23 protein-coding genes and 1 pseudogene are annotated in these 22345 nt (G+C 62.7%); 10 read left to right on the forward strand and 14 right to left on the reverse strand.

Annotated features, from left to right (window positions below):
• Positions 1-582: 582 nt before the first annotated feature.
• Positions 583-1782: a tyrosine--tRNA ligase gene (gene tyrS, locus P3C50_RS20610; RefSeq protein WP_275547390.1), complete on the reverse strand. Its 1200-nt coding sequence runs from the start codon at positions 1780-1782 to the stop codon at positions 583-585.
• Positions 1783-1992: 210 nt separating this feature from the next.
• Here tyrS and P3C50_RS20615 point away from each other — a divergent pair, with 210 nt between their 5' ends.
• Positions 1993-3423, forward strand: a complete 1431-nt coding sequence (locus tag P3C50_RS20615) for a peptidoglycan DD-metalloendopeptidase family protein (RefSeq protein ID WP_275547391.1) — start codon at positions 1993-1995, stop codon at positions 3421-3423.
• 3 nt (positions 3424-3426) lie between these two features.
• Positions 3427-4518 (forward strand): anhydro-N-acetylmuramic acid kinase, encoded by a 1092-nt coding sequence (locus tag P3C50_RS20620; RefSeq protein WP_275547392.1) that lies wholly within the window; start codon positions 3427-3429, stop codon positions 4516-4518.
• A gap of 50 nt (positions 4519-4568) precedes the next feature.
• Here P3C50_RS20620 and erpA read toward each other — a convergent pair whose 3' ends face one another.
• The 4 genes from erpA to argC form a co-directional block, all read right to left on the reverse strand.
• Complete coding sequence (erpA, locus tag P3C50_RS20625) at positions 4569-4919, reverse strand: iron-sulfur cluster insertion protein ErpA (RefSeq protein WP_197856944.1); 351 nt, start codon at positions 4917-4919, stop codon at positions 4569-4571.
• 126 nt (positions 4920-5045) lie between these two features.
• Positions 5046-5456, reverse strand: coding sequence for a bactofilin family protein (locus tag P3C50_RS20630; RefSeq protein WP_275547393.1), 411 nt, complete (start codon positions 5454-5456; stop codon positions 5046-5048).
• On the reverse strand, positions 5446-6189 hold the full coding sequence (locus P3C50_RS20635; RefSeq protein ID WP_275547394.1) for a DUF6776 family protein: 744 nt from the start codon (positions 6187-6189) through the stop codon (positions 5446-5448). The genes P3C50_RS20630 and P3C50_RS20635 overlap by 11 nt, the downstream gene beginning before the upstream one ends.
• On the reverse strand, positions 6186-7220 hold the full coding sequence (argC, locus tag P3C50_RS20640) for an N-acetyl-gamma-glutamyl-phosphate reductase (protein WP_275547407.1): 1035 nt from the start codon (positions 7218-7220) through the stop codon (positions 6186-6188). The genes P3C50_RS20635 and argC overlap by 4 nt, the downstream gene beginning before the upstream one ends.
• Before the next feature lie 134 nt (positions 7221-7354).
• On the opposite strand from argC, the gene hemJ reads away from it, so the two are divergent.
• The 5 genes from hemJ to P3C50_RS20665 all read left to right on the forward strand — a co-directional run bounded on the left by hemJ (position 7355) and on the right by P3C50_RS20665 (position 11907).
• Positions 7355-7783: a protoporphyrinogen oxidase HemJ gene (hemJ, locus tag P3C50_RS20645; RefSeq protein WP_275547395.1), complete on the forward strand. Its 429-nt coding sequence runs from the start codon at positions 7355-7357 to the stop codon at positions 7781-7783.
• Between the two features lie 10 nt (positions 7784-7793).
• Positions 7794-8756, forward strand: coding sequence for an NAD(P)H-dependent flavin oxidoreductase (locus tag P3C50_RS20650; protein WP_197856941.1), 963 nt, complete (start codon positions 7794-7796; stop codon positions 8754-8756).
• Positions 8753-10015, forward strand: a complete 1263-nt coding sequence (locus P3C50_RS20655) for an alanine racemase (RefSeq protein ID WP_275547396.1) — start codon at positions 8753-8755, stop codon at positions 10013-10015. The genes P3C50_RS20650 and P3C50_RS20655 overlap by 4 nt, the downstream gene beginning before the upstream one ends.
• 124 nt (positions 10016-10139) lie before the next feature.
• Positions 10140-11108, forward strand: coding sequence for a DUF805 domain-containing protein (locus P3C50_RS20660; protein ID WP_275547397.1), 969 nt, complete (start codon positions 10140-10142; stop codon positions 11106-11108).
• Positions 11109-11118: 10 nt separating this feature from the next.
• Positions 11119-11907 carry an SDR family NAD(P)-dependent oxidoreductase gene (locus tag P3C50_RS20665; RefSeq protein WP_275547398.1) on the forward strand — a complete coding sequence of 263 codons (789 nt, stop codon included), beginning with the start codon at positions 11119-11121 and terminating at the stop codon, positions 11905-11907.
• Here P3C50_RS20665 and P3C50_RS20670 read toward each other — a convergent pair whose 3' ends face one another.
• Positions 11908-13389: an AAA family ATPase gene (locus tag P3C50_RS20670; RefSeq protein WP_275547399.1), complete on the reverse strand. Its 1482-nt coding sequence runs from the start codon at positions 13387-13389 to the stop codon at positions 11908-11910.
• Between the two features lie 224 nt (positions 13390-13613).
• Between P3C50_RS20670 and P3C50_RS20675 the strand changes: the two genes are divergently transcribed.
• Both P3C50_RS20675 and coq7 read left to right on the forward strand, forming a co-directional pair.
• Positions 13614-14351: a formylglycine-generating enzyme family protein gene (locus tag P3C50_RS20675; protein WP_275547400.1), complete on the forward strand. Its 738-nt coding sequence runs from the start codon at positions 13614-13616 to the stop codon at positions 14349-14351.
• 81 nt (positions 14352-14432) lie between these two features.
• Positions 14433-15080: a 2-polyprenyl-3-methyl-6-methoxy-1,4-benzoquinone monooxygenase gene (gene coq7, locus P3C50_RS20680; protein WP_197856935.1), complete on the forward strand. Its 648-nt coding sequence runs from the start codon at positions 14433-14435 to the stop codon at positions 15078-15080.
• 62 nt (positions 15081-15142) lie between these two features.
• On the opposite strand, the gene P3C50_RS20685 is transcribed toward coq7, so the two are convergent.
• Positions 15143-15565 carry an OsmC family protein gene (locus tag P3C50_RS20685; protein WP_161865922.1) on the reverse strand — a complete coding sequence of 141 codons (423 nt, stop codon included), beginning with the start codon at positions 15563-15565 and terminating at the stop codon, positions 15143-15145.
• 235 nt (positions 15566-15800) lie between these two features.
• Between P3C50_RS20685 and crp the strand changes: the two genes are divergently transcribed.
• Positions 15801-16445 carry a cAMP-activated global transcriptional regulator CRP gene (gene crp, locus P3C50_RS20690; protein ID WP_197856934.1) on the forward strand — a complete coding sequence of 215 codons (645 nt, stop codon included), beginning with the start codon at positions 15801-15803 and terminating at the stop codon, positions 16443-16445.
• 50 nt (positions 16446-16495) lie between these two features.
• On the opposite strand, the gene trpC is transcribed toward crp, so the two are convergent.
• The 7 genes and pseudogenes from trpC to rpe form a co-directional block, all read right to left on the reverse strand.
• Positions 16496-17335, reverse strand: coding sequence for an indole-3-glycerol phosphate synthase TrpC (trpC, locus tag P3C50_RS20695; RefSeq protein WP_275547401.1), 840 nt, complete (start codon positions 17333-17335; stop codon positions 16496-16498).
• On the reverse strand, positions 17332-18378 hold the full coding sequence (gene trpD / locus P3C50_RS20700; RefSeq protein ID WP_275547402.1) for an anthranilate phosphoribosyltransferase: 1047 nt from the start codon (positions 18376-18378) through the stop codon (positions 17332-17334). The genes trpC and trpD overlap by 4 nt, the downstream gene beginning before the upstream one ends.
• Positions 18375-18971, reverse strand: coding sequence for an aminodeoxychorismate/anthranilate synthase component II (locus P3C50_RS20705; protein ID WP_275547403.1), 597 nt, complete (start codon positions 18969-18971; stop codon positions 18375-18377). Before P3C50_RS20705 ends, trpD begins: the two co-directional genes overlap by 4 nt.
• Positions 18972-18984: 13 nt before the next feature.
• The gene (gene trpE / locus P3C50_RS20710; protein WP_275547404.1) at positions 18985-20475 is read right to left on the reverse strand and encodes an anthranilate synthase component I; all 1491 of its coding nucleotides are present in this window, start codon (positions 20473-20475) and stop codon (positions 18985-18987) included.
• Between the two features lie 66 nt (positions 20476-20541).
• Positions 20542-20634 (reverse strand): annotated as a pseudogene (locus P3C50_RS20715) (phosphoglycolate phosphatase); the annotation flags it as partial.
• Positions 20635-20788: 154 nt separating this feature from the next.
• Positions 20789-21469 carry a phosphoglycolate phosphatase gene (locus P3C50_RS20720; RefSeq protein ID WP_275547405.1) on the reverse strand — a complete coding sequence of 227 codons (681 nt, stop codon included), beginning with the start codon at positions 21467-21469 and terminating at the stop codon, positions 20789-20791.
• A complete protein-coding gene (rpe, locus tag P3C50_RS20725) occupies positions 21466-22140 on the reverse strand; it encodes a ribulose-phosphate 3-epimerase (RefSeq protein ID WP_275547406.1) in 675 nt (224 codons plus the stop codon). Before rpe ends, P3C50_RS20720 begins: the two co-directional genes overlap by 4 nt.
• Between the last annotated feature and the right edge of the window lie 205 nt (positions 22141-22345).

Genomic DNA, 22345 nt, shown 5'->3' on the forward strand with positions numbered 1-22345 from the left:
AATACTGCTTGGGTTTTGAGAAAACCCTAAACCTGGCTCAGCAATCGCAAATCTCTCTATTACTAAAGAGGTAACTCTCGAATTAACGAGTGTTGCTTTGTGATGCTGATAATCAGTTGACTATCAGCCTTACCTCACAAGCACCCACACGAATTGCTTGATTCAGTTGTTAAAGAACAGTTGGTTAAGCTTTTCGTCTCAACCGAGTCCGCGCATTCTACAGCAGCCTTTCTATCTGTCAAGCTGTTTTTCGAATTTGTTTCCGGAGAAACTTCTTTCTACTCAACCACTTGCGCTTTCGATCAGAAATTCTTCTCTCCAGCGGGAGGCGCATTCTACAGCGTTCAAAACCGCTGTCAACACCTCTTTTCTACCGCTTTCGATCCATTCGACCGAACCACCAACAGGATCAAACCACCACCCCGTCGACCGGCGCGCATTCTACACGCCAGATCCAGCTTTGCAAGCCCTTCATTCAACTTAACTTATTGATTAACAAGAAGTTTTTGAAGCGCTTCATCGCTGAAGTGGCGCGCATTCTACATCCAGCAGAATGCGCGTCAAGCTTTAATTGCAGTTTTATTACTCAGCTTTGAGCGTAATACGCGCAAAGGCCTTCTTGCCGGCCTGGCAGACATGCGTCGAGCCAACCTTGAACAGGAAAGCGCGATCGACCACCTCGCCATCAACACGCACGCCACCCGAACCCAGCAGATCGCGAGCCACGGCAGCATTCTTAACCAGGCCTGCCTTATTAAGGACGGACGAGATCGGCATATCTTCAACCGAAGCCAGCTCGACCTCAGGTAAATCCTCCGGCAGCTCACCATCCTTCATACGATTGCCGGCAGAGCGGTGCGCATTGGCCGCAGCCTCCTCGCCATGAAAACGCGCAACCAGCTCTTCAGCCAGCTTGATCTTGATGTCGCGCGGGTTCGCTCCCTGCTCGACGTCACACTTGAACTGCTCGATCTCCTCCATGGAGCGGAAGCTGAGCAATTCGAAGTAGCGCCACATCAGCGCGTCAGGCATGGACACCAGCTTGTTGTACATCACCCCCGGCGCCTCCTGGATACCAACGTAGTTACCCAGGGATTTGGACATCTTCTTCACGCCATCGAGACCTTCCAGCAACGGCATGGTGACGATGCACTGCGACTCCTGGCCATAAGCGCGCTGCAGCTCGCGCCCCATCAGCAGGTTGAATTTCTGATCGGTACCGCCCAGCTCGACGTCGGCCTTGAGCGCCACGGAGTCGTAGCCCTGCACCAAGGGGTAGAGGAACTCATGGATGGCGATCGGCTGATTGCTGGTGTAACGCTTGTCGAAGTCATCGCGCTCGAGCATCCGCGCTACGGTGTACTGCGAAGCCAGACGAATGAAGTCGGCCGGCTTGAGCTGGTCCATCCAGGTCGAGTTGAAGGCGACCTCGGTCTTGGCCGGATCGAGAATCTTGAAGACCTGCTGCTTGTATGTCTCGGCGTTATCCAGCACCTGCTCACGAGTCAGCGGCGGACGCGTAGCGCTCTTGCCGCTGGGGTCGCCGATCATCCCGGTGAAGTCGCCGATCAGAAAGACCACCTGATGACCGAGCTCCTGGAACTGACGCAGCTTATTAATAAGGACGGTATGGCCGAGATGCAGATCCGGCGCGGTAGGATCGAAACCCGCCTTGATCCGCAGCGGCTGACCACGCTTGAGCTTTTCGACCAGCTCAGCCTCAACCAGAACCTCTTCCGCACCGCGCTTGATCAGCGCCAGCTGCTCTTCAACCGACTTCATAAAATGACTCACAGTGACCGTATTCAAAAGGGAACCAACCATACAAGAACGCTGACAAATCACAAGTTTTGCTCAGCGTAAGGCAGACCATGCGTCGATCATCATCTGCAGGGTTGCCTCCTGGCGGTTTTGGTTATATTTTATACAGTTAGTGCATATTCATCATGCTCTTCTTTTAATCTTCATCTTTTTCACTTCAAAAGCAGCCCTATGACCTCTACATCTAAAGCGCCGCCACTCTATCCAAAAACCCATATTCTGGCGGCGAGCGGCGTAGCTGCGCTGCTGAGCCTGTCTCTGCTGGTGTTTCCTTCGCGTGAAGTCGAAGCGCAGAAAACCTTCCTCGACCTGGATCTGGGCAACGACGCCGAGATGGTGCTGCAAGAGAAGGATGATCTTCGAGCGGGATTGCCCGTGCCTGGTGCCGCCTCGCCATTCGCCGAGATCGAGCAGAGCACCGACACCGCCGAGAACAGCGCAGAAGACGCTGATCAAGACCTCCCAGAAACCGCCGCCGACACCACTCCTCCCTCCGACCCCAACCATCACAGCATCACGGTCAGCAATGGCGATACGCTTTCTACCGTATTCGCCAAGGTCGGCCTGAACGCCAACGACCTGCATGAAGCCCTCAATAGCAGCAAGGACGCCAAGCAGTTCAGTCGCCTCAAAGTAGGCCAGGTGCTGGAGTTCGAACTGAACGAAGAAGGCAAGCTGAAGAACCTGCAGAGCAAGCTCAGTGACCTGGAAACCATTCGCCTCAGCCGTACCGACAAGGGTTTCGACTTCCAGAGCGAACAGATCAAGCCGGAAGTAGTGACCGCCTACAGTCGTGGCGTGATCAACAGTTCGCTGTTCCTCTCCGCCAAGCGCGCCGGTCTATCCCACAGCCTGACCATGGACCTGGCCAACGTATTCGGCTACGACATCGACTTCGCCATGGATATTCGTGAAGGCGACGAGTTCGAAGTGGTCTACGAAGAGAAGGTCGTGAACGGCAAGCGTGTCGGCACCGGCAATATTCTCTCGGCGCGCTTCACCAACCGCGGCAAGACCTATACCGCCGTGCGTTACACCAGCAAGCAAGGCACCACCAGCTACTACAGCGCCAACGGCGAAAGCATGCGCAAGGCGTTCATCCGTACTCCGGTGGACTTCGCTCGCATCAGCTCGCGTTTCTCCACCGGCCGCAAGCATCCGATCCTGAACAAGATCCGCGCGCACAAAGGCGTCGACTATGCCGCGCCACGTGGCACGCCGATCAAGGCAGCGGGTGACGGTCGTGTAACGCTGGCGGGCCGTAACGGTGGTTACGGCAATACCGTGATCATTCAGCACGGCCAGCGCTACCGCACCCTCTACGCGCATATGCAGGGCTTCGCCAAGGGCATTCGCAACGGTTCGAACGTCAAGCAAGGCCAGATCATCGGCTACATCGGCACCACCGGTCTTTCCACTGGCCCTCATCTGCACTATGAGTTCCAGGTCAACGGCGTACACGTCGACCCGCTCAGCCAGAAGCTGCCGATGGCAGACCCCATTGCAGCCAGCGAGAAGCAGCGCTTCATGCAACTGAGCAAACCGCTGATGGCACGCATGGACCAGGAAAAGGCCACCATGCTGGCCGCTAACCAGCAATAATCCGTGCCCCTCTATATAGGCGTGATGTCCGGCACCAGCCTTGACGGACTGGACATCGCGCTGATCAATCAGGATCAGCGCCCCCATCTTCTCGCCACGCTCTACCGCCCCATGCCAGATCGACTGCGCAGCGACCTCTTGGCGCTGTGCACTTCGGGCAATGATGAGCTGGCACGCGCCGCCGTGGCCGAACAGCATTGGGTCGAACTGGCCGCCGGAGCGATCAACGACCTCCTGCAGCAACAGGGTCTAAGCGCGCAACAGATTCGCGCCATCGGCAGCCATGGCCAGACCGTGCGCCATGAACCGGCGCGCGGTTTCACCATTCAGATCGGCAACCCGGCGCTACTGGCCGAACTCACCGGTATTTGCGTGGTGGGCGACTTTCGTCGTCGCGATGTGGCTGCCGGTGGGCAAGGCGCCCCTCTGGTTCCGGCCTTCCATCATGACCTCTTCGGCCATGACCAACGGCATGTGGCCGTACTCAATGTCGGCGGCTTCAGCAACCTCAGCCTGCTCTCACCCGGCCAGGACGTACTAGGCTTCGACAGCGGCCCGGGCAACGTTTTGCTCGATGCCTGGATTCAACATTGTCGAGGCCTTGCCTATGACCGTGATGGCGCCTGGGCGGCCAGCGGTAGCGTTCACAACGAGCTGCTGGCGCGCCTGCTGAGCGATCCCTTCTTCGCCACCCAAGGCCCGAAGAGCACCGGTCGCGAGCTGTTCAATCTCGACTGGCTGCTTGGCCATCTGCAAGTCCTGCCACCGCTGGCCAGCGAGGACGTTCAGGCAACCCTGGTGGAGCTAACCGCGCGTAGCATCGTCAGCGCCTTGCGTAGCGCGCAGGCTCGAACGGATGCGTTGCTGGTATGCGGCGGCGGTGCCCACAATGCTTGTCTGATGAAGCGCTTGAGCGAAATGCTGGCTGGAACCGAGGTAAGCAGCACCGCTAGCGAAGGCGTGGACCCGGACTGGGTCGAAGCCATGGCGTTCGCCTGGCTGGCCCATTGCACCCTGGAAGGCATTCCAGGCAATCGCCCGAGCGTCACCGGGGCGAAGGGCCTGCGCGTGCTTGGCGCCATCTATCCGGCCTGAAAACGAAAACGCCGCGCATCGAGCGCGGCGTCCGTCATCCGGCGAAGACTTCAGATCGAAAAGGACGAACCGCAACCACAGGTGGTGGTGGCATTGGGGTTCTTGATCACGAAACGCGAACCTTCCAGCCCTTCCTGATAGTCGACCTCGGACCCCGCCAGATACTGGAAGCTCATGGCATCGACTATCAGGCTCACGCCCTCACGCTCGACGATGGTGTCGTCTTCGGCCACATCCTCATCGAAGGTGAAACCGTACTGAAAGCCCGAGCAACCACCGCCCGTGACGAACACACGCAGCTTCAGGCGCGGATTGCCTTCTTCATCGACCAGATTCTTCACCTTGCTGGCCGCGCCCTGGGTGAAGTGCAAGGGGGCAGGGGTGAAGGTTTCGACGCTCATGCTATAACTCCCGGCGCCATGCGCCCTACTGCGTTAGCAGGTTGTTGAACGACCTGCGTTGCCTGACCATCATTAACGACAGCCTGCTGGGCAGGCATTATCCGCTTGCCCTACAAAATTGGTCAACTATTGCTCGACTTCCAGCGATGCCGGAAGCTCAAGTGGACGCTCGCCGTCCTTGAGGTGGCACAAGCGCCCTTCGATCTGCGCGCCCATGGCCATTTCCATCAGGCCATACTGCAGGTTGCCACGCACTCGAGAACGGGCGCCCAATTCCAGATGACCACTGGCGAAGACATCCCCGTCGACCTCCCCGTCAATCACGATATGGGGTGCACGTATCTCACCTTCAACCACGCCACCGACGCTGACGCGTACCAGCCCTTCGGTAGCCAGCAGGTTACCGGTGACCCGACCATCCACCTGTACCGCGCCCTGAAAGCGCATGTCACCCATTAGCTCGGCGCCAGCGGCAATCAGGCTGGTCTTGCCGCTGAAGCGCTGCAGGTCGGGTTTGGTCTTGTCTTTACTCCACATGGGGGATTGTTGCTCCTGATTTTATCCATTCGAATGTACGGCTCAGCGGCTTGTCACCTTCGACCTCCGCCTGAACCTTGACCTGACGCGGCTCGAAGCCCTCAGGCAGCTGTAATTCGCCGAAGCGCCCGGCCTCGGGGAACGACTGAAAGTGCTTGAAGGAGAACGGGATGCTGCTCTCGCTCACCTCGTCCGACAGCGTCGCCAGGTCCAGGGTAGCCGGCTTGCCCTTCTGCTGGCCCTCGATCGTGATACGCATACGCCCCTGTAAGGCCTCGTCACTGGCACCAACCCGGCTCATCAGCAGCTTGTAGCGAAATCGCCGCGGCTGCTCCGTGGCTTGCAGCTCGAAAGCGCGAATGCGCATGCCCTCGCGACGACTGGCGGGGGCGAGGACGCCCTTGTAGAAGGCCAGGTCCTGTTGCTGTTTGAAGATCTGCTCTTCCAGCAGCTTGATCGTCCGCCGATTCTGCTCCATGGCCTGCTGCGTAACTTTGTCACTGCTGCCGACCACGGCCAGGCGCTGGCGTAACAGCTCCAGTTCCTGATCCTGCTCGGCAACACGAGTCAGCAGCGCTTGCGTGTCCTCGGACGTTTGCTGAGGCTGCGCCTGCGGCCAATACCAGCCCAGGGCAAAGGCCGCCGGTATGGCGAACACCAGCAAAAGCAGTAACCAGCGGCGCCTGCGCTCTCGCCGTGGATCGCTGACGCGGACTTCCCAGCCCGGTTTCACGGCAACAGGGCCGCGTGCGACAGACCCAGACGCTCGTCGAGACCAAAGAGGATGTTCATGTTCTGTACCGCCTGACCGGAAGCACCCTTGACCAGGTTGTCGATTACCGACAGCACCACCACCAGGTCGCCGCCCTGAGGACGGTGCACGGCAATCCGGCATACGTTGCCGCCGCGCACGCTGCGGGTTTCCGGGTGGCTGCCAGCGGGCATCACGTCGACGAAGGGTTCGCCGGCGTAGCGCTTCTCGAACAGCGCCTGGAGATCGACCGAAGTATCGGCCACGCGCGCATACAAAGTCGCGTGGATGCCACGAATCATCGGCGTGAGGTGCGGAACGAAGGTCAGGCCGACGTCGCTACCGGCGGCCTGGCGCAGCCCCTGACGAATTTCCGGGAGATGACGGTGGCCCTTCACCGAGTAGGCCTTCATGCTCTCGCCTGCCTCGCAGAACAGCGAGCCGACACTGGCACCACGGCCGGCGCCACTGACGCCGCTCTTGCAGTCGGCGATCAGGCTGCTTGCATCGGCCAAGCCGGCTTCCAGCAACGGGATCAGGCCGAGCTGGGTTGCGGTCGGATAGCAGCCGGGGACGGCGATCAGGCGCGCGGTCTTGATCGCTTCGCGGTTGACTTCAGGCAGACCGTACACGGCCTCGCTCAGCAATTCGGGAGCGCCGTGCGGCTGGCCGTACCACTTGGCCCACTCCTCGGCGTCCTGCAGGCGGAAGTCCGCGGACAGATCGATCACGCGCGTGCCTGCGGCTAGCAGCTCGCCTGCCAGCGCGTGGGCCACGCCGTGCGGGGTGGCGAAGAACACCACGTCACAGGCGCCCAGCGTGGCGACGTCCGGCACGCTGAAGGCCAGATCCGGATAATGGCCGCGCAGGTTAGGGTACATTTCGTCGACGCGCAGGCCAGCCTCGGAACGGGAAGTGATCACGGTCACCTCTGCCTGCGGGTGTTGCGCCAGCAGACGCAGCAGTTCGACACCGGTGTAGCCCGTGCCGCCGACGATACCGACCTTGATCATCACATGCCCCTTTGCAAAAGCCATTGGAAAGCTGCCGATGATAAAGCCGCATCGGCCAAGCTCCAACCGCGGAGGTGACGCAGGCCGTCGACTGACTCTACTATCGAGACCATTTTTCAGCGCAAGAGGCGAAAATGCTCTATCTCTGGCTCAAGGCTCTGCACATCATCGCCATGGTCTGCTGGTTCGCCGGCCTGTTCTATCTGCCACGTCTGTTCGTCTACCACGCCATGAGCGACGACGCTGCCAGTCACGAACGGTTCTGCATCATGGAGCGCAAGCTGTATCGCGGCATCATGATGCCGTCGATGATCGCCACCCTCGGTCTGGGGATCTGGCTGCTCAGCCTCAACTCGGCGTACTACTTCACGCAAGGCTGGATGCACGCCAAGCTCACGCTGGTCGTTGCCCTGGTGATCTATCACCACCTCTGCGGGGCTCAGCTCAAGCGCTTCGCCCGCGGCGAGAACAGCCGCAGTCACGTGTTCTATCGTTGGTTCAATGAAGCACCGGTGCTGGCCCTGCTGGGGATCGTCATCCTGGTCGTCGTCCGCCCCTTCTGAGGAGTTCGCCATGTCTCTGCCCGCCCTGCTCGAACAACGTCTGCGCCTGCCGCTGGTGGCTGCGCCGATGTTTCTGGTATCCAACCCGGCCCTGGTCAGTGCCTGCTGCAACAGCGGCATCGTCGGCAGCTTTCCGGCGCTGAACCAGCGTGAGAGCGCCGGTTTCGCCGCCTGGCTCGACGAGATCGAGGCCAGCCTCTCGGCGAACGCCGCGCCCTTCGCCGTCAACCTGATCGTGCATAACAGCAATCCGCGTCTGCAGGCGGATCTGGCCATCTGCGTCGAACGACACGTGCCCATCGTCATCACTAGCCTGGGCGCGGTGAAGGAAGTGGTCGATGCCGTGCACAGCTACGGTGGCCTGGTGTTCCATGACGTGACCACCCGCCGTCATGCGCAAAAGGCCGCCGAGGCCGGTGTGGACGGGTTGATCGCCGTGGCAGCCGGCGCTGGCGGCCACGCCGGCACCTGGAGTCCTTTCGCGCTGTTGGCAGAGATTCGTCAGTTCTTCGACAAGACCGTGCTGCTGTCCGGCTGCCTCAATCACGGCCATGAAATTCTCGCCGCCCAACTGCTCGGCGCCGATCTGGCCTACATGGGCACCCGCTTCATCGCCACCACCGAGAACAACGCCTCGGCCGACTACAAGCAAATGATCCTTGGCGCGCAGGCCGCCGATATCATCCACACGCCCGCCGTGTCGGGCGTACCGGCCAGTTTCATGCGCCAGAGTCTGGAGCAGGCCGGCTACGACCTTAAACAGCTGCAGAACAAGGGCGACGTCAACTACGGCGAGAAGCTCAAACCGATGGATGAAGAAGCCAAGGCCTGGAAAACCGTATGGTCGGCTGGCCAGGGCGTCGGCGGTATCGACGATCTGCCCTCGGTGCAGGACCTGGTCGCACGGCTCGATAGCGAATACCGCGCCGCACTGACACGCAGCCAGCAGCTGGGGCAACGCTGGCCGCGATGAGGCGTCGCCACCTGCTGGGGCTGGGCGCGCTTGGACTACTCGGCGGTTGGGCGCTGCGCCCGACTGATCGTGGTCGCGCGCATGATGCCTACTTCGCAGAACTCAACCGGCAATTGCAACGTGATGGCGAGGGCGTGCCCACGCTGCTGCTCGACCTCGACCGGCTCGACGCCAATGCCGACCTGCTGGCGGCACGCCTAGCGGGGCGCCTCCAGTTGCGCCTGGTGGCCAAGTCGCTGGCCAGCACCGGCCTGCTGGAATATCTGGCCAAGCGTCTGAACACCCAGCGTTTCATGGTGTTTCATCAGCCGCAGCTCAATCACCTGGCTAGAAGTTTCCCACAGGCCGATCTACTGCTGGGCAAACCCATGCCGGTTGCTGCCGCGCTGAACTTCTATCGCCAGCTGCCGCACCACCTGGATTTCGCTCCCGACCGCCAAGTGACCTGGCTGATAGACAGCGAGCAACGCCTGCTGCAATACGCGGAGCTAGCCAAGGCGCTGGGTCGGCCGCTGCGCATCGCACTGGAAATCGACATCGGCCTCGAGCGCGGCGGCTTCGCCACGCCAGAAATTCTGACTCAGGCCATGCAGCAACTTCGCCAACTGCCGGCGCTGCAACTGCAAGGGTTCATGGGTTATGACGCGCATGTCGCCCACAGCCCTCCCTGGCAGGGCCAGAGCGAGGCGTTCGACCGGGCCAATGCGCGCTATCGCCTGCTCATCGCCAGCGCCCAGGCATTCACCGAGCCATGGCCGACCGAACCGCTACTGAATGGCGGTGGCAGCCTGACCTACCTGCTGCACAGCCAGCAGCAGAGCCCGCTCAACGAGGTCGCCGTCGGCTCGGCCCTGCTCAAACCTGCAGAGTTCGATACAGCGCTGCTGGAGGATCATCAGCCAGCGCTGTGGATCGCCAGCCCAGTGCTCAAGGCGCTGGGCGGTGCCCTGCCCTATATGCAGACGCTGCAACCGCTGATCGCAGCCTGGAACCCCAACCGCCAGCACGCCTATTACCTCTACGGCGGTCGCTGGCCAGCGCGGCCCGTTTCACCAGCAGGGCTCGACTACGACGAGCTGTACGGACGCAGCGCCAATCAGGAACGCCTGATCGGCAGCGCCGCCACGCAGCTGACGAGCCAGGACTGGGTTTTTCTGCGCCCCGCGCTCAGCGAAGGCTTGCTGGATGATTTCGGCGAAATACGTCTACTACGCCGCGGCCAACTGGTCGGCCGCTGGAGCACAATAGGCAACGCCTGAAATTCTTCGACTGTGGTACTTCAGGCCGCTTGTATATTGGCCTCACGGCACTCTAGGCTTATGCCTCGTTTGCTGCTGAACGGCCACTTCGCTCACCTCACTTCCCGCCGACAAGGAAGCTCGCATGAACCCACCGCGCTACAAGATAGTGTTCGACGGCCAACTGATGCCCGAGGCCTCGTTGGAAATGGTCAAGGAAAACCTGGCTCGCCTGTTCAAGAGCGATCCAGCGCGCATCGACAGCCTGTTCAGCGGGGCGCCGGTAGCACTCAAGCGCGACTTGGGCGAGAACGAGGCAGAGCAGTACCTGAGCGCCCTGCAGAAGGCCGGGGCCAATGTGCGCAAGGAGCTGGACCAGGCAGCCAGCCTCAGCCTGGTGCCGACCGAGGCCGAAACCGTGCAGGCCGAGCAAGCCGCAACGCCGACCATGACCTGCCCGAAATGCGGCCATGAACAGGCCAAGGCCACCGAGTGCTCCGCCTGCGGCATCATCATCGAAAAGTATCTCGCCCGTCAGGCGCAACTGGCCGAGGCGGCACCGGCGCCAGCTGCCGCACCAGTTGCGGCTGCCGCATCGCCGTACGCACCGCCGCAGGCAAATGTCGCCGAGCAACTGCCGCAGCACTCGGAGCTGAAGGTATTCAGCGTCAACGGCCGGATCGGCCGCGTGCGTTACCTGGGCTGGACCATGGCCATGCTGCTGTGCATGCTGCCGATGCTCTTGCTGTTCGCAGGTGCCTCAGCGATTTCCAGCGTTCTGGGCACCCTGATCATGGGCGTCGGGGTGATCGCCATGATCGTCATCGGCGTGTTCATCGGCGTCCAGCGCCTGCACGACATGGGCTGGTCCGGCTGGCTGTGGCTGCTCAATTTCGTCCCCGTCGTCGGTAGCGTGTTCGCACTGCTGATGCTGATCATTCCCGGCACCCAGGGCGCCAACCGCTACGGCCCGCCGCCACCGCCGAACAGCACCGGGGTGAAGATCCTGGCCTGGCTGTTCCTGCTGGTACCGTTGACCGGCATCGTCGCCGCCATCGTCCTGCCGCAGTACCAGAGCTATGTCGAGCGTGCCGCCGAGTATCAGGAGCAATAAACCCTCGACCATGCGCAGCTATGCATTGATCACCGGCGCGTCCAGCGGCATCGGCCTGGCCCTGGCCGAAGCCCTGGCGCGCCGGGGCCGCAACCTGATCCTGGTGGCGCGCAGGCGCGATGCTTTGGAGAGCATCGCCTGCGAGCTGGCGCAGCGCTTCGGCGTCGAGGTGCTGTTTCGCCTTTGCGATCTGAGCGAGCCGCTGCAGCTGTCCGGCCTGCTGCTGGAACTGGAAGAGGGCCAATGGCAGATCGATCTGCTGGTGAACAACGCCGGCCTGGGCTGTGCCGGCCCCTTCCTCGAACAGGACTGGAGCCGCGAGCAGGAGCAGGTGGAGGTCAACATGCTGGCCTTGACCCGCCTGTGTCATGCACTTGGCCAGCGCATGGTCGAGCACGGCGGCGGGCAGATTCTCAACGTAGCCTCGGTGGCCGCCTTTCAGCCGGGCCCCTGGATGAGCAGCTACTACGCCAGCAAGGCCTATGTGCTGCATTTTTCCGAAGGTTTGCGCGAGGAGCTAGAAGGCCGTGGCGTAAGGGTGTCGGTACTCTGCCCCGGCCCGACGCACAGCGCCTTCTTCCGCACGGCGCAGATGGACGTCACGCGCCTGGCAGGCAGCAAGCTGATGATGAGCGCCGAAGAAGTGGCGCTGATCACCGTGCGCGCGCTGGAAAAGAACCGCGCCGTCATCATTCCCGGTTGGCGCAACCGTCTACTGGCACTGAGCCCACGCCTGGGGCCACGCTGGCTGGTACGTAAACTCAGTGGTCGCCTGACCCGCTCCTTCATCGGGGCCTGATCAACCAGCGTTGACCGTCCGCCCATCGGCCCATGCGCGCAACGCTGCCAGACGCTCGGCCATCACCACCGACAACGGTGCGGTGCTTTGCAGCGCGCGCAGCAGCAACTGCTGATCGACCGCCTGTTGCTGCGCCTGCCCGGCGTAAAGCGCGCTGACCACGGCCTGCTCGATCTCGGCCCCGGTGTAACCCTCGCTGGCCGCGGCCAGCTCTGCCAGGTCGAAACTCGCCGACTCCAGTTCGCGACGCTGCAGGTGGATACGGAAGATATCGGCACGCACCTCGGCACTGGGCAGGTCGACGAAGAACAGCTCGTCGAAACGCCCCTTGCGCACCAGCTCAGGCGGCAGTCGGTCGATGGCATTGGCCGTGGCGACGACGAACACCGGCGCCTTGCGCTCGGCCATCCAGGTCAGCAGGGTGCCGAGCACCCGTTGGCTCACGCCGCCGTCATGGTCGCCACTGGCCAGGCCCTTCTCCACTTCGTCCATCCACAACACGCATGGCGCCATCTGTTCAGCCAGGCGCAGCGCCTCGCGCAGGTTGCGCTCGGTCTCGCCGAAGAACTTGTTGTACAGGCAGGCAAAATCCAGGCGCAGCAGCGGCAGCCCCCAGAGCCCGGCAACGGCTTTGGCGGCCAGGCTCTTGCCGCCGCCCTGCACGCCGACCAGCATCACGCCTTTCGGCGCATCGATCTGCTTGCCCTCGAGGAAGCCGGCCTGCCGCTCGCCCAGCCAGCGCTTGAGGTTGATCAGCCCGCCGACTTCGGCGAAGCGCGCAGTGTCGTACTCGAAGCTGAGCACGCCCTCCAGATCCAGTAACTGGAACTTGGTCTTGTTCAACTCGGGGATGTCTTCCTGGGTAATCGCCCCGTCGTCGCAAATTACGTTGCGCGCCAGCGCCCGCGCCTCGGCATGGCTGAGGCCACGCAGGTTCTTGACCACCTGCTGCAGGGTACGGTTGTCGGTGCGTACCCGCGCGCCGCGATTGCCTTCGCTCCAGCGCGCCGCCTCGTCGCGCACGATGCTCAGCAGTTCGTCCTCCGACGGCAAGGCGAGGCTGAAGCGCGCCGCGTAGCGCTGCACCTCGGCCGGCAGTTTTAGCGCATGCGACACCAACACCAGCGTCGGCTTGTGCGCCGCCTCACTCATGGCGATTTCCTTGAGCAGGCGCACCAGCCGCGGGTTGTCATCGAGAAATGGATGCAGATCGCACATAACGTAGAGGTTCGGCTGCGGGTCGGCCTTGATCATGCGCAGCGCCGCTTCCGGCTCCAGGGTCGGCGACTCGTCCACCGGCGCGCCGCCGAAGCCCAGGCGCTGCAGGCCCTCCGTCACCGACCAGGTGTGCAGACCGAGGCCACGCTTGACCGCCAGGCCGGTCAGGGTTTCCAGCACACGCGTCTCGTCCCAGGACTCGATCACCACCAGCTTGACCTTGGAATCCAGCACCAGCCCAAGATCATGAATATCGTTCTTCAACACCCGCTCCTTGTGAAGTTTGGCCAGTCAGGCAAGCAGGGTTACCATCCGCGGTTTCGCAGCATGGGAGCTCACAGCATGGACCGTCTCAACAGGCAGATCGTCGCCGCAGGCCTCGCGCCGTGCAAGTACTGAAAGCGCGTTGCGTCACAGTCGCCGTATCCATTGCCTGGGCCGCAAGCCTGACGCTGCTGTTTAGCCCGCCAGCCGCAGCAGCGGAGATCATGAGCGACCCTTTGCCCAGCGGTGGCCAAGGCCCGGAAATGGTCGTGATTCCGGCCGGCACGTTGCGCATGGGCGATGCCAGCGGTCGCGGCAACGACAACGAACGCCCGCAACGGACCATCGCCTTCGATCAACCCTTCGCCATGGGCCGCTACGAAGTCACCTTCGCCGACTGGCAGAAATACGCCGACGCCAACGAGCTGCCCATGCCCGATAACGAAGGTTGGGGCCTTTCCGCGCAGCGCCCGGTGATCAACGTGTCCTGGCGTGACGCTCACGCCTATGCCCAGTGGCTGTCACGCGAGACGGGCGCGCGCTACCGCCTGCCGACCGAAGCTGAATGGGAGTATGCGGCGCGCGGCGGCAGCCAGAGCTACTACTGGTGGGGTGACGAGCTCGACAGTGACGAACAGGCACCGCGTGCCCATTGCCGCGGCTGCGCCAGTTCGCGCCTGCTGCGCAACAAGACGGCCGCCGTCGGCCGGTTTCCGGCCAATGGCTTCGGCCTGCACGACACCGCAGGCAATGTCTGGGAATGGACGGCCTCAAACTACACCCAACACTTCGACGGCAGCGAAACGCAGAGCGCCGGGCTGCTCGACAATAGTCCGCGAGTCGTTCGCGGTGGCGCCTGGAACAGCGGCCCGACCTATCTGCGCAGTAGCCTGCGCGACCTCAAGCAGCCACATCATCGCGACTATGCGCTGGGGTTTCGCGTGCTGCGCGAGCTGCCTTGAGAACCGTACCCCGGCTCTCGGCACGGACGATCTGGCGACTTTGCAGTAGACTAGCCGGGTAGTTTCCTCTGGAGGTGCCTCATGGCCAGCGAACGCCAGTATTCCCCCGTCGACCGTCTGCTGCTGCAAGCCGATGCCGCGCTGCGCACGCTGCTGCCATTTAGCGGCGCTTCGGGTCGCCCCTCGCCCGCCATCGTGCAGAACGACACGGAGCTGAGCAGCGAGGAGTCGCGCCATGTCGCCGGCCTAATGCGCATCAACCACACCGGTGAGGTCTGCGCGCAGGCGCTCTACCAGGGCCAGGCGCTGACTGCCAAGCTGCCGGAAGTGCGCAGCGCCATGGAGCATGCGGCCGACGAGGAAGTCGACCACCTGGCCTGGTGCGAACAACGGATTCGCGAGCTGGGTAGCCACCCGAGCGTGCTCAATCCGCTGTTCTACGGCCTGTCCTTCGGTGTAGGTGCGGTAGCCGGGCTGGTCAGTGATCGCGTCAGCCTGGGGTTCGTCGCCGCCACCGAAGACCAGGTATGCAAGCACCTGGATGAGCACCTGGAGCAACTGCCCGAGCACGACGCCAAATCACGCGCCATCCTCGAGCAGATGCGTGTCGATGAGCAGCAGCACGCCAACAGCGCGCTGGCAGCCGGCGGCGTACGCTTCCCGGCGCCGATCAAATTCGGCATGACCCTACTGTCGAAGGTCATGACCAAGTCTACCTACAGGGTCTAATGAGCAGGGCGAGCTGCCCTGCTCCCGCCTGAAGTTGTGGCTTGCAGCTTGAAGCGGCTTTTTCAGCCCAGCTCAACGATTTCGTAGTCGTGGCTGATATCCACGCCGGCACGGCCCAGCATGATCGAGGCCGAGCAGTACTTCTCTGCCGACAGCTCCACCGCCCGCTTGACCTGGGCCTCTTTCAGCCCACGGCCCTTGACCACGAAGTGCAGGTGGATCTTGGTGAACACCTTGGGCTCCTCGCCTGCACGCTCGGCATCGAGAAAGACCTCGCAGCTTTCCACGGGCTGGCGCCCCTTGCGCAGGATGCTGACCACATCGAAGTTGCTGCAGCCCCCGAGGCCGATCAGCAACATCTCCATCGGCCGGATACCGAGGTTGCGACCACCGGCATCAGGTGGACCATCCATGACCACGGCATGGCCGCTACCGGACTCGCCGAGGAACAGAGCTTCACCGGCCCACTGCACACGCGCTTTCATCGATATAGGCTCCCAGATTGGAAAAAGTCGGGCAGATTAACATAGGCGAAGAACAATCCGATTTACGCCCGATGCGAGAAAGTTCCCTTGGGTTATGTTACCCAGGTCCCAAAAAACTCCCCGGTCATACCTCGTCTGTTAAGCTGACGCCGGATTGCTGGCACACTTGGCCAGATAACTAATAAGAAATTGCCGTTGGACAAAGGCCTTCACTTTTCATATTCGGGACTCGGGCATGGTTGCTATTACCCTTACACCTAAAATCAAGAACCTCGACAAGCTGCTCGCGCACTGTCATCGCCGCCGCTACACGGCCAAAAGCACCATCATCTACGCAGGTGATCGTTGCGAAACCCTGTTCTTCATCGTCAAAGGCTCGGTCACCATCCTCATCGAGGACGACGACGGCCGCGAGATGATCATCGCCTACCTCAATGCCGGCGACTTCTTCGGCGAAATGGGCTTGTTCGAAAAGGACGGTGCGGAGAAGGAGCGCAGCGCCTGGGTGCGCGCCAAGACCGAGTGCGAGGTCGCGGAAATCAGCTACGCCAAGTTCCGCGAACTGACTCAGCAGGATCCGGACATCCTCTTCGCCCTGGGCAGCCAGATGGCCGAGCGCCTGCGCAACACCACGCGCAAGGTCGGCGACCTGGCCTTCCTCGACGTGACCGGCCGCGTCGCACGCACCCTGCTCGATCTGTGCAAGCAGCCGGATGCCATGACCCATCCGGATGGCATGCAGATCAAGATCACCCGTCAGGAAATCGGTCGTATCGTCGGCTGCTCGCGGGAGATGGTCGGTCGCGTGCTCAAGTCCCTGGAAGAACAGGGCCTGGTGCACGTCAAGGGCAAGACCATGGTGGTGTTCGGCACTCGCTGAAGCGCAGCGCCAAGAAAAAGCCGGCTTGATCGCCGGCTTTTTCATGCGTCCTATTCGGGGTCGTTGCCGACCACCGCAGCGCGGCCGCGCTCGGGAAAGAACAGACGTTGCAACTCGCTGCCCGGACTTTCCGCACGCATGAAGGCTTCACCAACGAGGAAGGCGTAGACCTCGTTGATCTCCATCAGCTCAACATCGGCGCGATTGAGAATGCCGCTCTCGGTCACCACCAGGCGGTCACGCGGGATGCGCGGCAGCAGGTCAAGGGTGGTTTCCAGGCTGACATCGAAGGTGTGCAGGTTGCGGTTGTTGATGCCCACCAGCGGCGTGTCCAGGGTATGCAGCGCACGCTCCAGCTCCTCACCGTCGTGCACCTCGACCAGCACGTCAAGGCCGACGTCCTTGGCCACCGAGGCCAGTTCGGCCATGCGCACGTCATCCAGGCAGGAGACGATCAGCAGTACGCAGTCGGCGCCCAGCGCGCGAGCCTCGACGATCTGGTAGGGATCGACCATGAAATCCTTGCGGATCACCGGCAGCGCACAGGCCGCACGGGCCTGCTGCAGATATTGGTCGGCACCCTGGAAGAAATCGATATCGGTGAGCACGGACAGGCAGGTGGCTCCACCGGCTTCGTAGCTGCGGGCGATATCGGCCGGGACGAAGTCGGCGCGCAGCACGCCCTTGCTCGGCGAAGCCTTCTTGATCTCGGCGATCACCGCCGGCTGCTTGCGCGCAGCCTGTTCCAGCAGCGCGCGGGCGAAGCCACGCGGTGCGTCGGCACTGCGCGCAGCGGCCTCGAGTTCGGCGAGGCTGACCTGGGCACGGCGCGCCGCGACTTCCTCGAACTTACGGGCGACGATCTTTTCCAGTACGGTTGGCACGCTCACCCTTCGTTCTCCTGTTTGAATACCGCAGTAAAGGAGACTAGCTCCTCCAGCTTCTCGCGCGCCAGCCCGGTGTGCAGGGCATCGTGCGCCAGCTGCACGCCTTCGCGCAGGCTGCTGGCATGGTCGGCGGCGTACAGCGCGGCACCGGCATTGAGCACGATCATGTCGGCAGCCTTCTGGCCATTCTCGGTCTTGCGCCGACCCAGTGCGTCGCGAATCAGCTCCAGCGACTGCTCGGCATTGTCGACGGTCAGGCCGATCAGGCTCTGGCTCTTGATGCCGAAATCCTCGGGCTGGATACGGTACTCGCTGACCTTGCCGTCCTTGAGTTCGGCGACGAAGGTCGGCGCAGCCAGGCTGATCTCATCCAGACCATCCTGTGCATGCACCACCAGCACGTGCTCGCTGCCCAGACGCTGCAGCACCTCGGCCATGGGGCGGCAAAGTGCCTGGCTGAATACGCCGATGACCTGATGCTTGGCGCCGGCCGGATTGGTCATCGGGCCGAGCATATTGAAGATGGTGCGCAGGCCCAGCTCGCGGCGCGGGCCAATGGCGTGCTTCATGGCACCGTGATGGGACGGGGCGAACATGAAGCCAACACCGACGCTTTCGACGCAGCGTGCCACCTGCTCGGGCTTGAGCCCCAGGTAAACGCCGGCCGCTTCGAGCAGATCGGCGCTGCCGCTCTTGCCGGAGACCGCGCGGTTGCCGTGCTTGGCCACCTTGCCGCCAGCCGCCGCGACGACGAAAGCCGCCGCGGTGGAGACGTTGAAGATGTTCATGCCGTCCCCGCCGGTGCCGCAGGTGTCGACCAGGCGCTCGGCGTCGATCACCACCGGTGCAGCCAGTTCGCGCATGACGCTGGCGGCACCGACGATCTCGTCGATGGTCTCGCTCTTCATGCGCATGCCCATGAGGAAGGCGCCGATCTGCGCGTCGGTGCACTGACCAGTCATGATCTCGCGCATGACCGCCTGCATTTCCTCGGTGGTCAGATCGAGTTGGGCGACGATTCGGTTGAGGGCTTCCTTGATATTCATGCGCGCACGCCTCCGGTCTGCTTGAGGAAGTTGGCGAACAGTTCGTGGCCCTGCTCGGTGAGAATGGACTCGGGGTGGAACTGCACGCCCTCGACGTTCAGGATTTTGTGGCGCAGGCCCATGATCTCGTCGACCGAGCCGTCTTCATGCTGCGTCCAGGCGGTGATCTCCAGGCAATCCGGCAGGGTTTCGCGCTTGACCACCAGGGAATGATAGCGGGTCACGGTGAGCGGCTTGTTAAGGCCGGCGAACACGCCCTTGTCTTCATGGAACACCGGGCTGGTCTTGCCGTGCATCACCTGGCGCGCGCGTACCACGTCGCCGCCGTAGGCCTGGCCGATGCTCTGGTGGCCGAGGCAGACGCCGAGGATCGGCAGCTTGCCGGCAAAATGCAGAATGGCCTCGATAGACACGCCCGCCTCGGTCGGCGTGCACGGGCCAGGCGAGACGACGATGCGCTCGGGCTTCAGGGCTTCGATCTCGGCGATGCTCAGCTCGTCGTTACGAATCACGTGCACGTCGGCGCCCAACTCACCCAGGTACTGCACGACGTTGTAGGTGAAGGAGTCGTAGTTGTCGATCATCAAAAGCATGGTACGGCTCCTGTTATTCCTGGGCCTGGACGGCAGTCTGTTCGGCGAGCGCGACGGCGCGGAACATGGCGCGGCGCTTGTTCAGGGTTTCTTCCCACTCCAGCGCGGGCACCGAGTCGGCGACGATGCCGGCGCCGGCCTGCACGTGCAGCTCGCCGTCCTTGATCACCGCGGTACGGATGGCAATGGCGGTGTCCATGTTGCCGTTCCAGGCGTAGTAGCCGACCGCGCCGCCGTAGACGCCGCGCTTGACCGGTTCGAGCTCGTCGATGATTTCCATGGCGCGGATCTTCGGCGCACCGGACAGGGTGCCGGCCGGCAGGATGGCACGCAGCGCGTCCATCGCCGACAGTTCGGGTTTGAGCTGACCGGTGACATTGGAGACGATGTGCATGACGTTGGAATAGCGCTCGATGACCATCTTCTCGGTGAGCTTGACCGAGCCGACCTGCGACACGCGGCCAGTGTCGTTACGGCCCAGGTCGATGAGCATCAGGTGCTCGGCGATTTCCTTGGCGTCGGACAGCAGGTCCTCTTCCAGCGCCTTGTCCGCCTCTTCGCTGGCGCCGCGCGGGCGGGTACCGGCGATGGGGCGCACGGTGACCAGACCGTCCTCGACGCGCACCAACACTTCCGGCGAACTGCCGACCACATGGAAGTCACCAAAGTTGAAGAAGTACATATAAGGCGTCGGGTTGATGCAGCGTAGCGCGCGGTACAGGTCGATCGGCGCAGCCTTGAAGGGGATCGACATACGCTGGGAGATCACCACCTGCATGCAGTCGCCGGCCAGGATGTATTCCTTGATCGAACGGACCGCCGCCTCGTAGTCGCCCTGGCTGTAGCTGGAGCGGAACGCCGGCTCCTCGCCCAGCGGCGCGGACAGGTCCACACCCAGACGCGGGGTAATCGGCTGGCGCAGCTTGTGCAGGATCTCGCGCAGGCGCGCATGGCCTTGCTCGAAGGCATCCGGTTGAGCCGGATCGGCGAGGACGATGCCGTGCATCTTGCCGGCCAGGTTGTCGAACACCACCACGGCGTCGGACACCATCAGCAGGATATCCGGCGTACCCAGCGCGTCTGGATTCACACCGGCAGCCAGCTTGGGCTCGACGTAGCGCACGCTGTCGTAGCCGAAGTAGCCCACCAGGCCGCCGTTGAAGCGCGGCAGACCGGCGATGGTCGGCACCTTGTAGCGCGCCTTGAACTGCTCGACGGACTCCAGCGGGTCGGCGCATTGGTGACGCTCGACCTCGACGCCGTCGGTGCTCACCACCACGTCATGGCCATGCACGCGCAACACGGTGCGCGCCGGCAGGCCGATGATCGAATAACGGCCCCATTTCTCGCCGCCCTGCACGGATTCGAGCAGGTAGGAATTGGGCGCGTCGGCCAGCTTCAGGTAGATGGACAGCGGCGTGTCGAAATCCACCAAGGTTTCGCAGGCCAGGGGAATGCGGTTGTAGCCTTCAGCGGCTAAACGCAGGAATTCTTCATGGGTCATGATCAGCCTCATGGCTCGGGGAAAACGGTCGGGTGCAAACGGGCCGCGCGCAGCGGCAGGACGAAATCAGGCGCGCCAGCGCCAACGGGCCAGGGCCTTGATGACCTTCATCCAGAGTTTGCAGCTAACCACCACGGTGCGATCTCGACAGGCGGGGGAATAAGGAGAGCGGCCAAGGTAGCAGCTACAAGCCAAGCGCTGCAAGCGGGGCAAAGCGATAGCTTGGCAGGAGCGGATTTATCCGCGATCTCAATCGCCAGTTTCGCGGATAAATCCGCTCCTACAAAAGCCGAATGGCGTAGCTGAAGATTCGTCAGAGCAACTCGGCGAGGCTATCGACCACCAGGTTCGGTTTCTCTTCGGTGATCGGGCGGCCATGGTTATAGCCGTAGCTCACCGCGACGCAGGGCACACCTGCTGCGTGAGCGGCCAGCACATCGTTGCGCGAGTCGCCAATGAACAGCGATTGCGATACCTCGACACCCGCCAAGCGCATCACCTGGAGCAACGCAGCCGGGTCGGGTTTCTGCTGCGGCAGGGTGTCGCCGCCGATGATCCAGCGGAAATAACCGCCCAGGCCGACCTGCTCCAGCAACGGCGCGACGAAGCGCTCCGGCTTGTTGGTCACCACCGCCAGTTCGACGGCAGCGGTGCTCAGGGCTTCGAGCAGCTCGTGCACACCGGGGTACAGCGCGGTCAGGTCATGACAGTCGGCGTAGATATCAAGAAAGCGCGCCAGCGCCTGCTCCGTCTCGGCCTCGCCCACCGCGGAATGATCCAGGCCACCGGCCAGGGCGCGCCGCACCAGCACGCGGGCGCCGTTGCCGACCCACTCGCGAACCTGTGCCGCGCCAGCCGGCGGGCGTCCCAGCTCGACCAGCATGCGGTCGACCGCTGCGGCCAGGTCAGGCACCGAGTCGATCAGCGTGCCGTCCAGGTCGAACATCACCAGGCGCGGCAGCTCACCGCCGCACAGCGCGCGCAACGGTTTCATCCACGCACCTGGGCCAGCTCGGCGCGCATGGCGTCGATCACAGCTTTGTAGTCCGGCTGGTTGAAGATCGCCGAGCCGGCGACGAAGGTGTCGGCGCCCGCCTCGGCGATCTCGCGGATGTTCTGCACATTCACGCCACCGTCGATTTCCAGGCGGATCTCGCGGCCACTGGCGTCGATCAGCGCGCGGGCTTCACGCAGCTTGTCGAGGGTGCCGGGGATGAACTTCTGCCCGCCGAAGCCGGGGTTGACGCTCATCAGGAGGATCATGTCGACCTTGTCCATCACGTACTTGAGCACCTCCAGCGGGGTGGCCGGGTTGAACACCAGGCCGGCCTTGGCGCCGCCCGCCTTGATCAGCTGCAGCGAACGGTCGATGTGCTCGGAGGCTTCCGGATGGAAGGTGATGTATGAGGCACCGGCCTCGATGAAGTCACCGATGATGCGATCCACCGGCTTGACCATCAGGTGCGCGTCGATGGGCGCGGTGATGCCATATTTGCGCAGCGCCGAGCAGACCATCGGGCCGATGGTCAGGTTGGGCACGTAGTGGTTGTCCATGACATCGAAGTGAACGATGTCCGCCCCGGCGGCGAGTACGTTGTCCACTTCCTCGCCCAGGCGGGCGAAGTCGGCGGAAAGGATCGACGGGGCGATGGCGAAGGGTTGCATGGCGCACCTCTGAGTGCTGGATCACGGTGGCGCGCATTGTAGCGGCTCGCACACCATCTGGCAGCGCCGCCTGACGGCGGCGCGCGCAAATGCCTCAGCCTGGCAGGCTCATCGCAGCCTGAGTCAACACAGGCAGGAGCAAGACAGAGCGCAGGGTGAGAGATGCCAAAGGCCGTCCATTCCTGCGGGGCTGAGGATCATTCGC

The organism is Pseudomonas sp. Marseille-Q0931, from assembly GCF_940789645.1.
Classification (GTDB): Bacteria; Pseudomonadota; Gammaproteobacteria; order Pseudomonadales; family Pseudomonadaceae; genus Aquipseudomonas.

Coding starts and splice junctions, on each gene's coding strand:
- tyrS (WP_275547390.1), bottom strand. CDS start 1,782: ATGAAGTCGGTTGAAGAGCAGCTGGCGCTGATCAAGCGCGGTGCGGAA.
- P3C50_RS20615 (WP_275547391.1), top strand. CDS start 1,993: ATGACCTCTACATCTAAAGCGCCGCCACTCTATCCAAAAACCCATATT.
- erpA (WP_197856944.1), bottom strand. CDS start 4,919: ATGAGCGTCGAAACCTTCACCCCTGCCCCCTTGCACTTCACCCAGGGC.
- P3C50_RS20630 (WP_275547393.1), bottom strand. CDS start 5,456: ATGTGGAGTAAAGACAAGACCAAACCCGACCTGCAGCGCTTCAGCGGC.
- argC (WP_275547407.1), bottom strand. CDS start 7,220: ATGATCAAGGTCGGTATCGTCGGCGGCACGGGCTACACCGGTGTCGAA.
- hemJ (WP_275547395.1), top strand. CDS start 7,355: ATGCTCTATCTCTGGCTCAAGGCTCTGCACATCATCGCCATGGTCTGC.
- P3C50_RS20650 (WP_197856941.1), top strand. CDS start 7,794: ATGTCTCTGCCCGCCCTGCTCGAACAACGTCTGCGCCTGCCGCTGGTG.
- P3C50_RS20655 (WP_275547396.1), top strand. CDS start 8,753: ATGAGGCGTCGCCACCTGCTGGGGCTGGGCGCGCTTGGACTACTCGGC.
- P3C50_RS20660 (WP_275547397.1), top strand. CDS start 10,140: ATGAACCCACCGCGCTACAAGATAGTGTTCGACGGCCAACTGATGCCC.
- P3C50_RS20665 (WP_275547398.1), top strand. CDS start 11,119: ATGCGCAGCTATGCATTGATCACCGGCGCGTCCAGCGGCATCGGCCTG.
- P3C50_RS20675 (WP_275547400.1), top strand. CDS start 13,614: ATGAGCGACCCTTTGCCCAGCGGTGGCCAAGGCCCGGAAATGGTCGTG.
- coq7 (WP_197856935.1), top strand. CDS start 14,433: ATGGCCAGCGAACGCCAGTATTCCCCCGTCGACCGTCTGCTGCTGCAA.
- P3C50_RS20685 (WP_161865922.1), bottom strand. CDS start 15,565: ATGAAAGCGCGTGTGCAGTGGGCCGGTGAAGCTCTGTTCCTCGGCGAG.
- crp (WP_197856934.1), top strand. CDS start 15,801: ATGGTTGCTATTACCCTTACACCTAAAATCAAGAACCTCGACAAGCTG.
- trpD (WP_275547402.1), bottom strand. CDS start 18,378: ATGAATATCAAGGAAGCCCTCAACCGAATCGTCGCCCAACTCGATCTG.
- P3C50_RS20705 (WP_275547403.1), bottom strand. CDS start 18,971: ATGCTTTTGATGATCGACAACTACGACTCCTTCACCTACAACGTCGTG.
- trpE (WP_275547404.1), bottom strand. CDS start 20,475: ATGACCCATGAAGAATTCCTGCGTTTAGCCGCTGAAGGCTACAACCGC.
- P3C50_RS20720 (WP_275547405.1), bottom strand. CDS start 21,469: ATGAAACCGTTGCGCGCGCTGTGCGGCGGTGAGCTGCCGCGCCTGGTG.
- rpe (WP_275547406.1), bottom strand. CDS start 22,140: ATGCAACCCTTCGCCATCGCCCCGTCGATCCTTTCCGCCGACTTCGCC.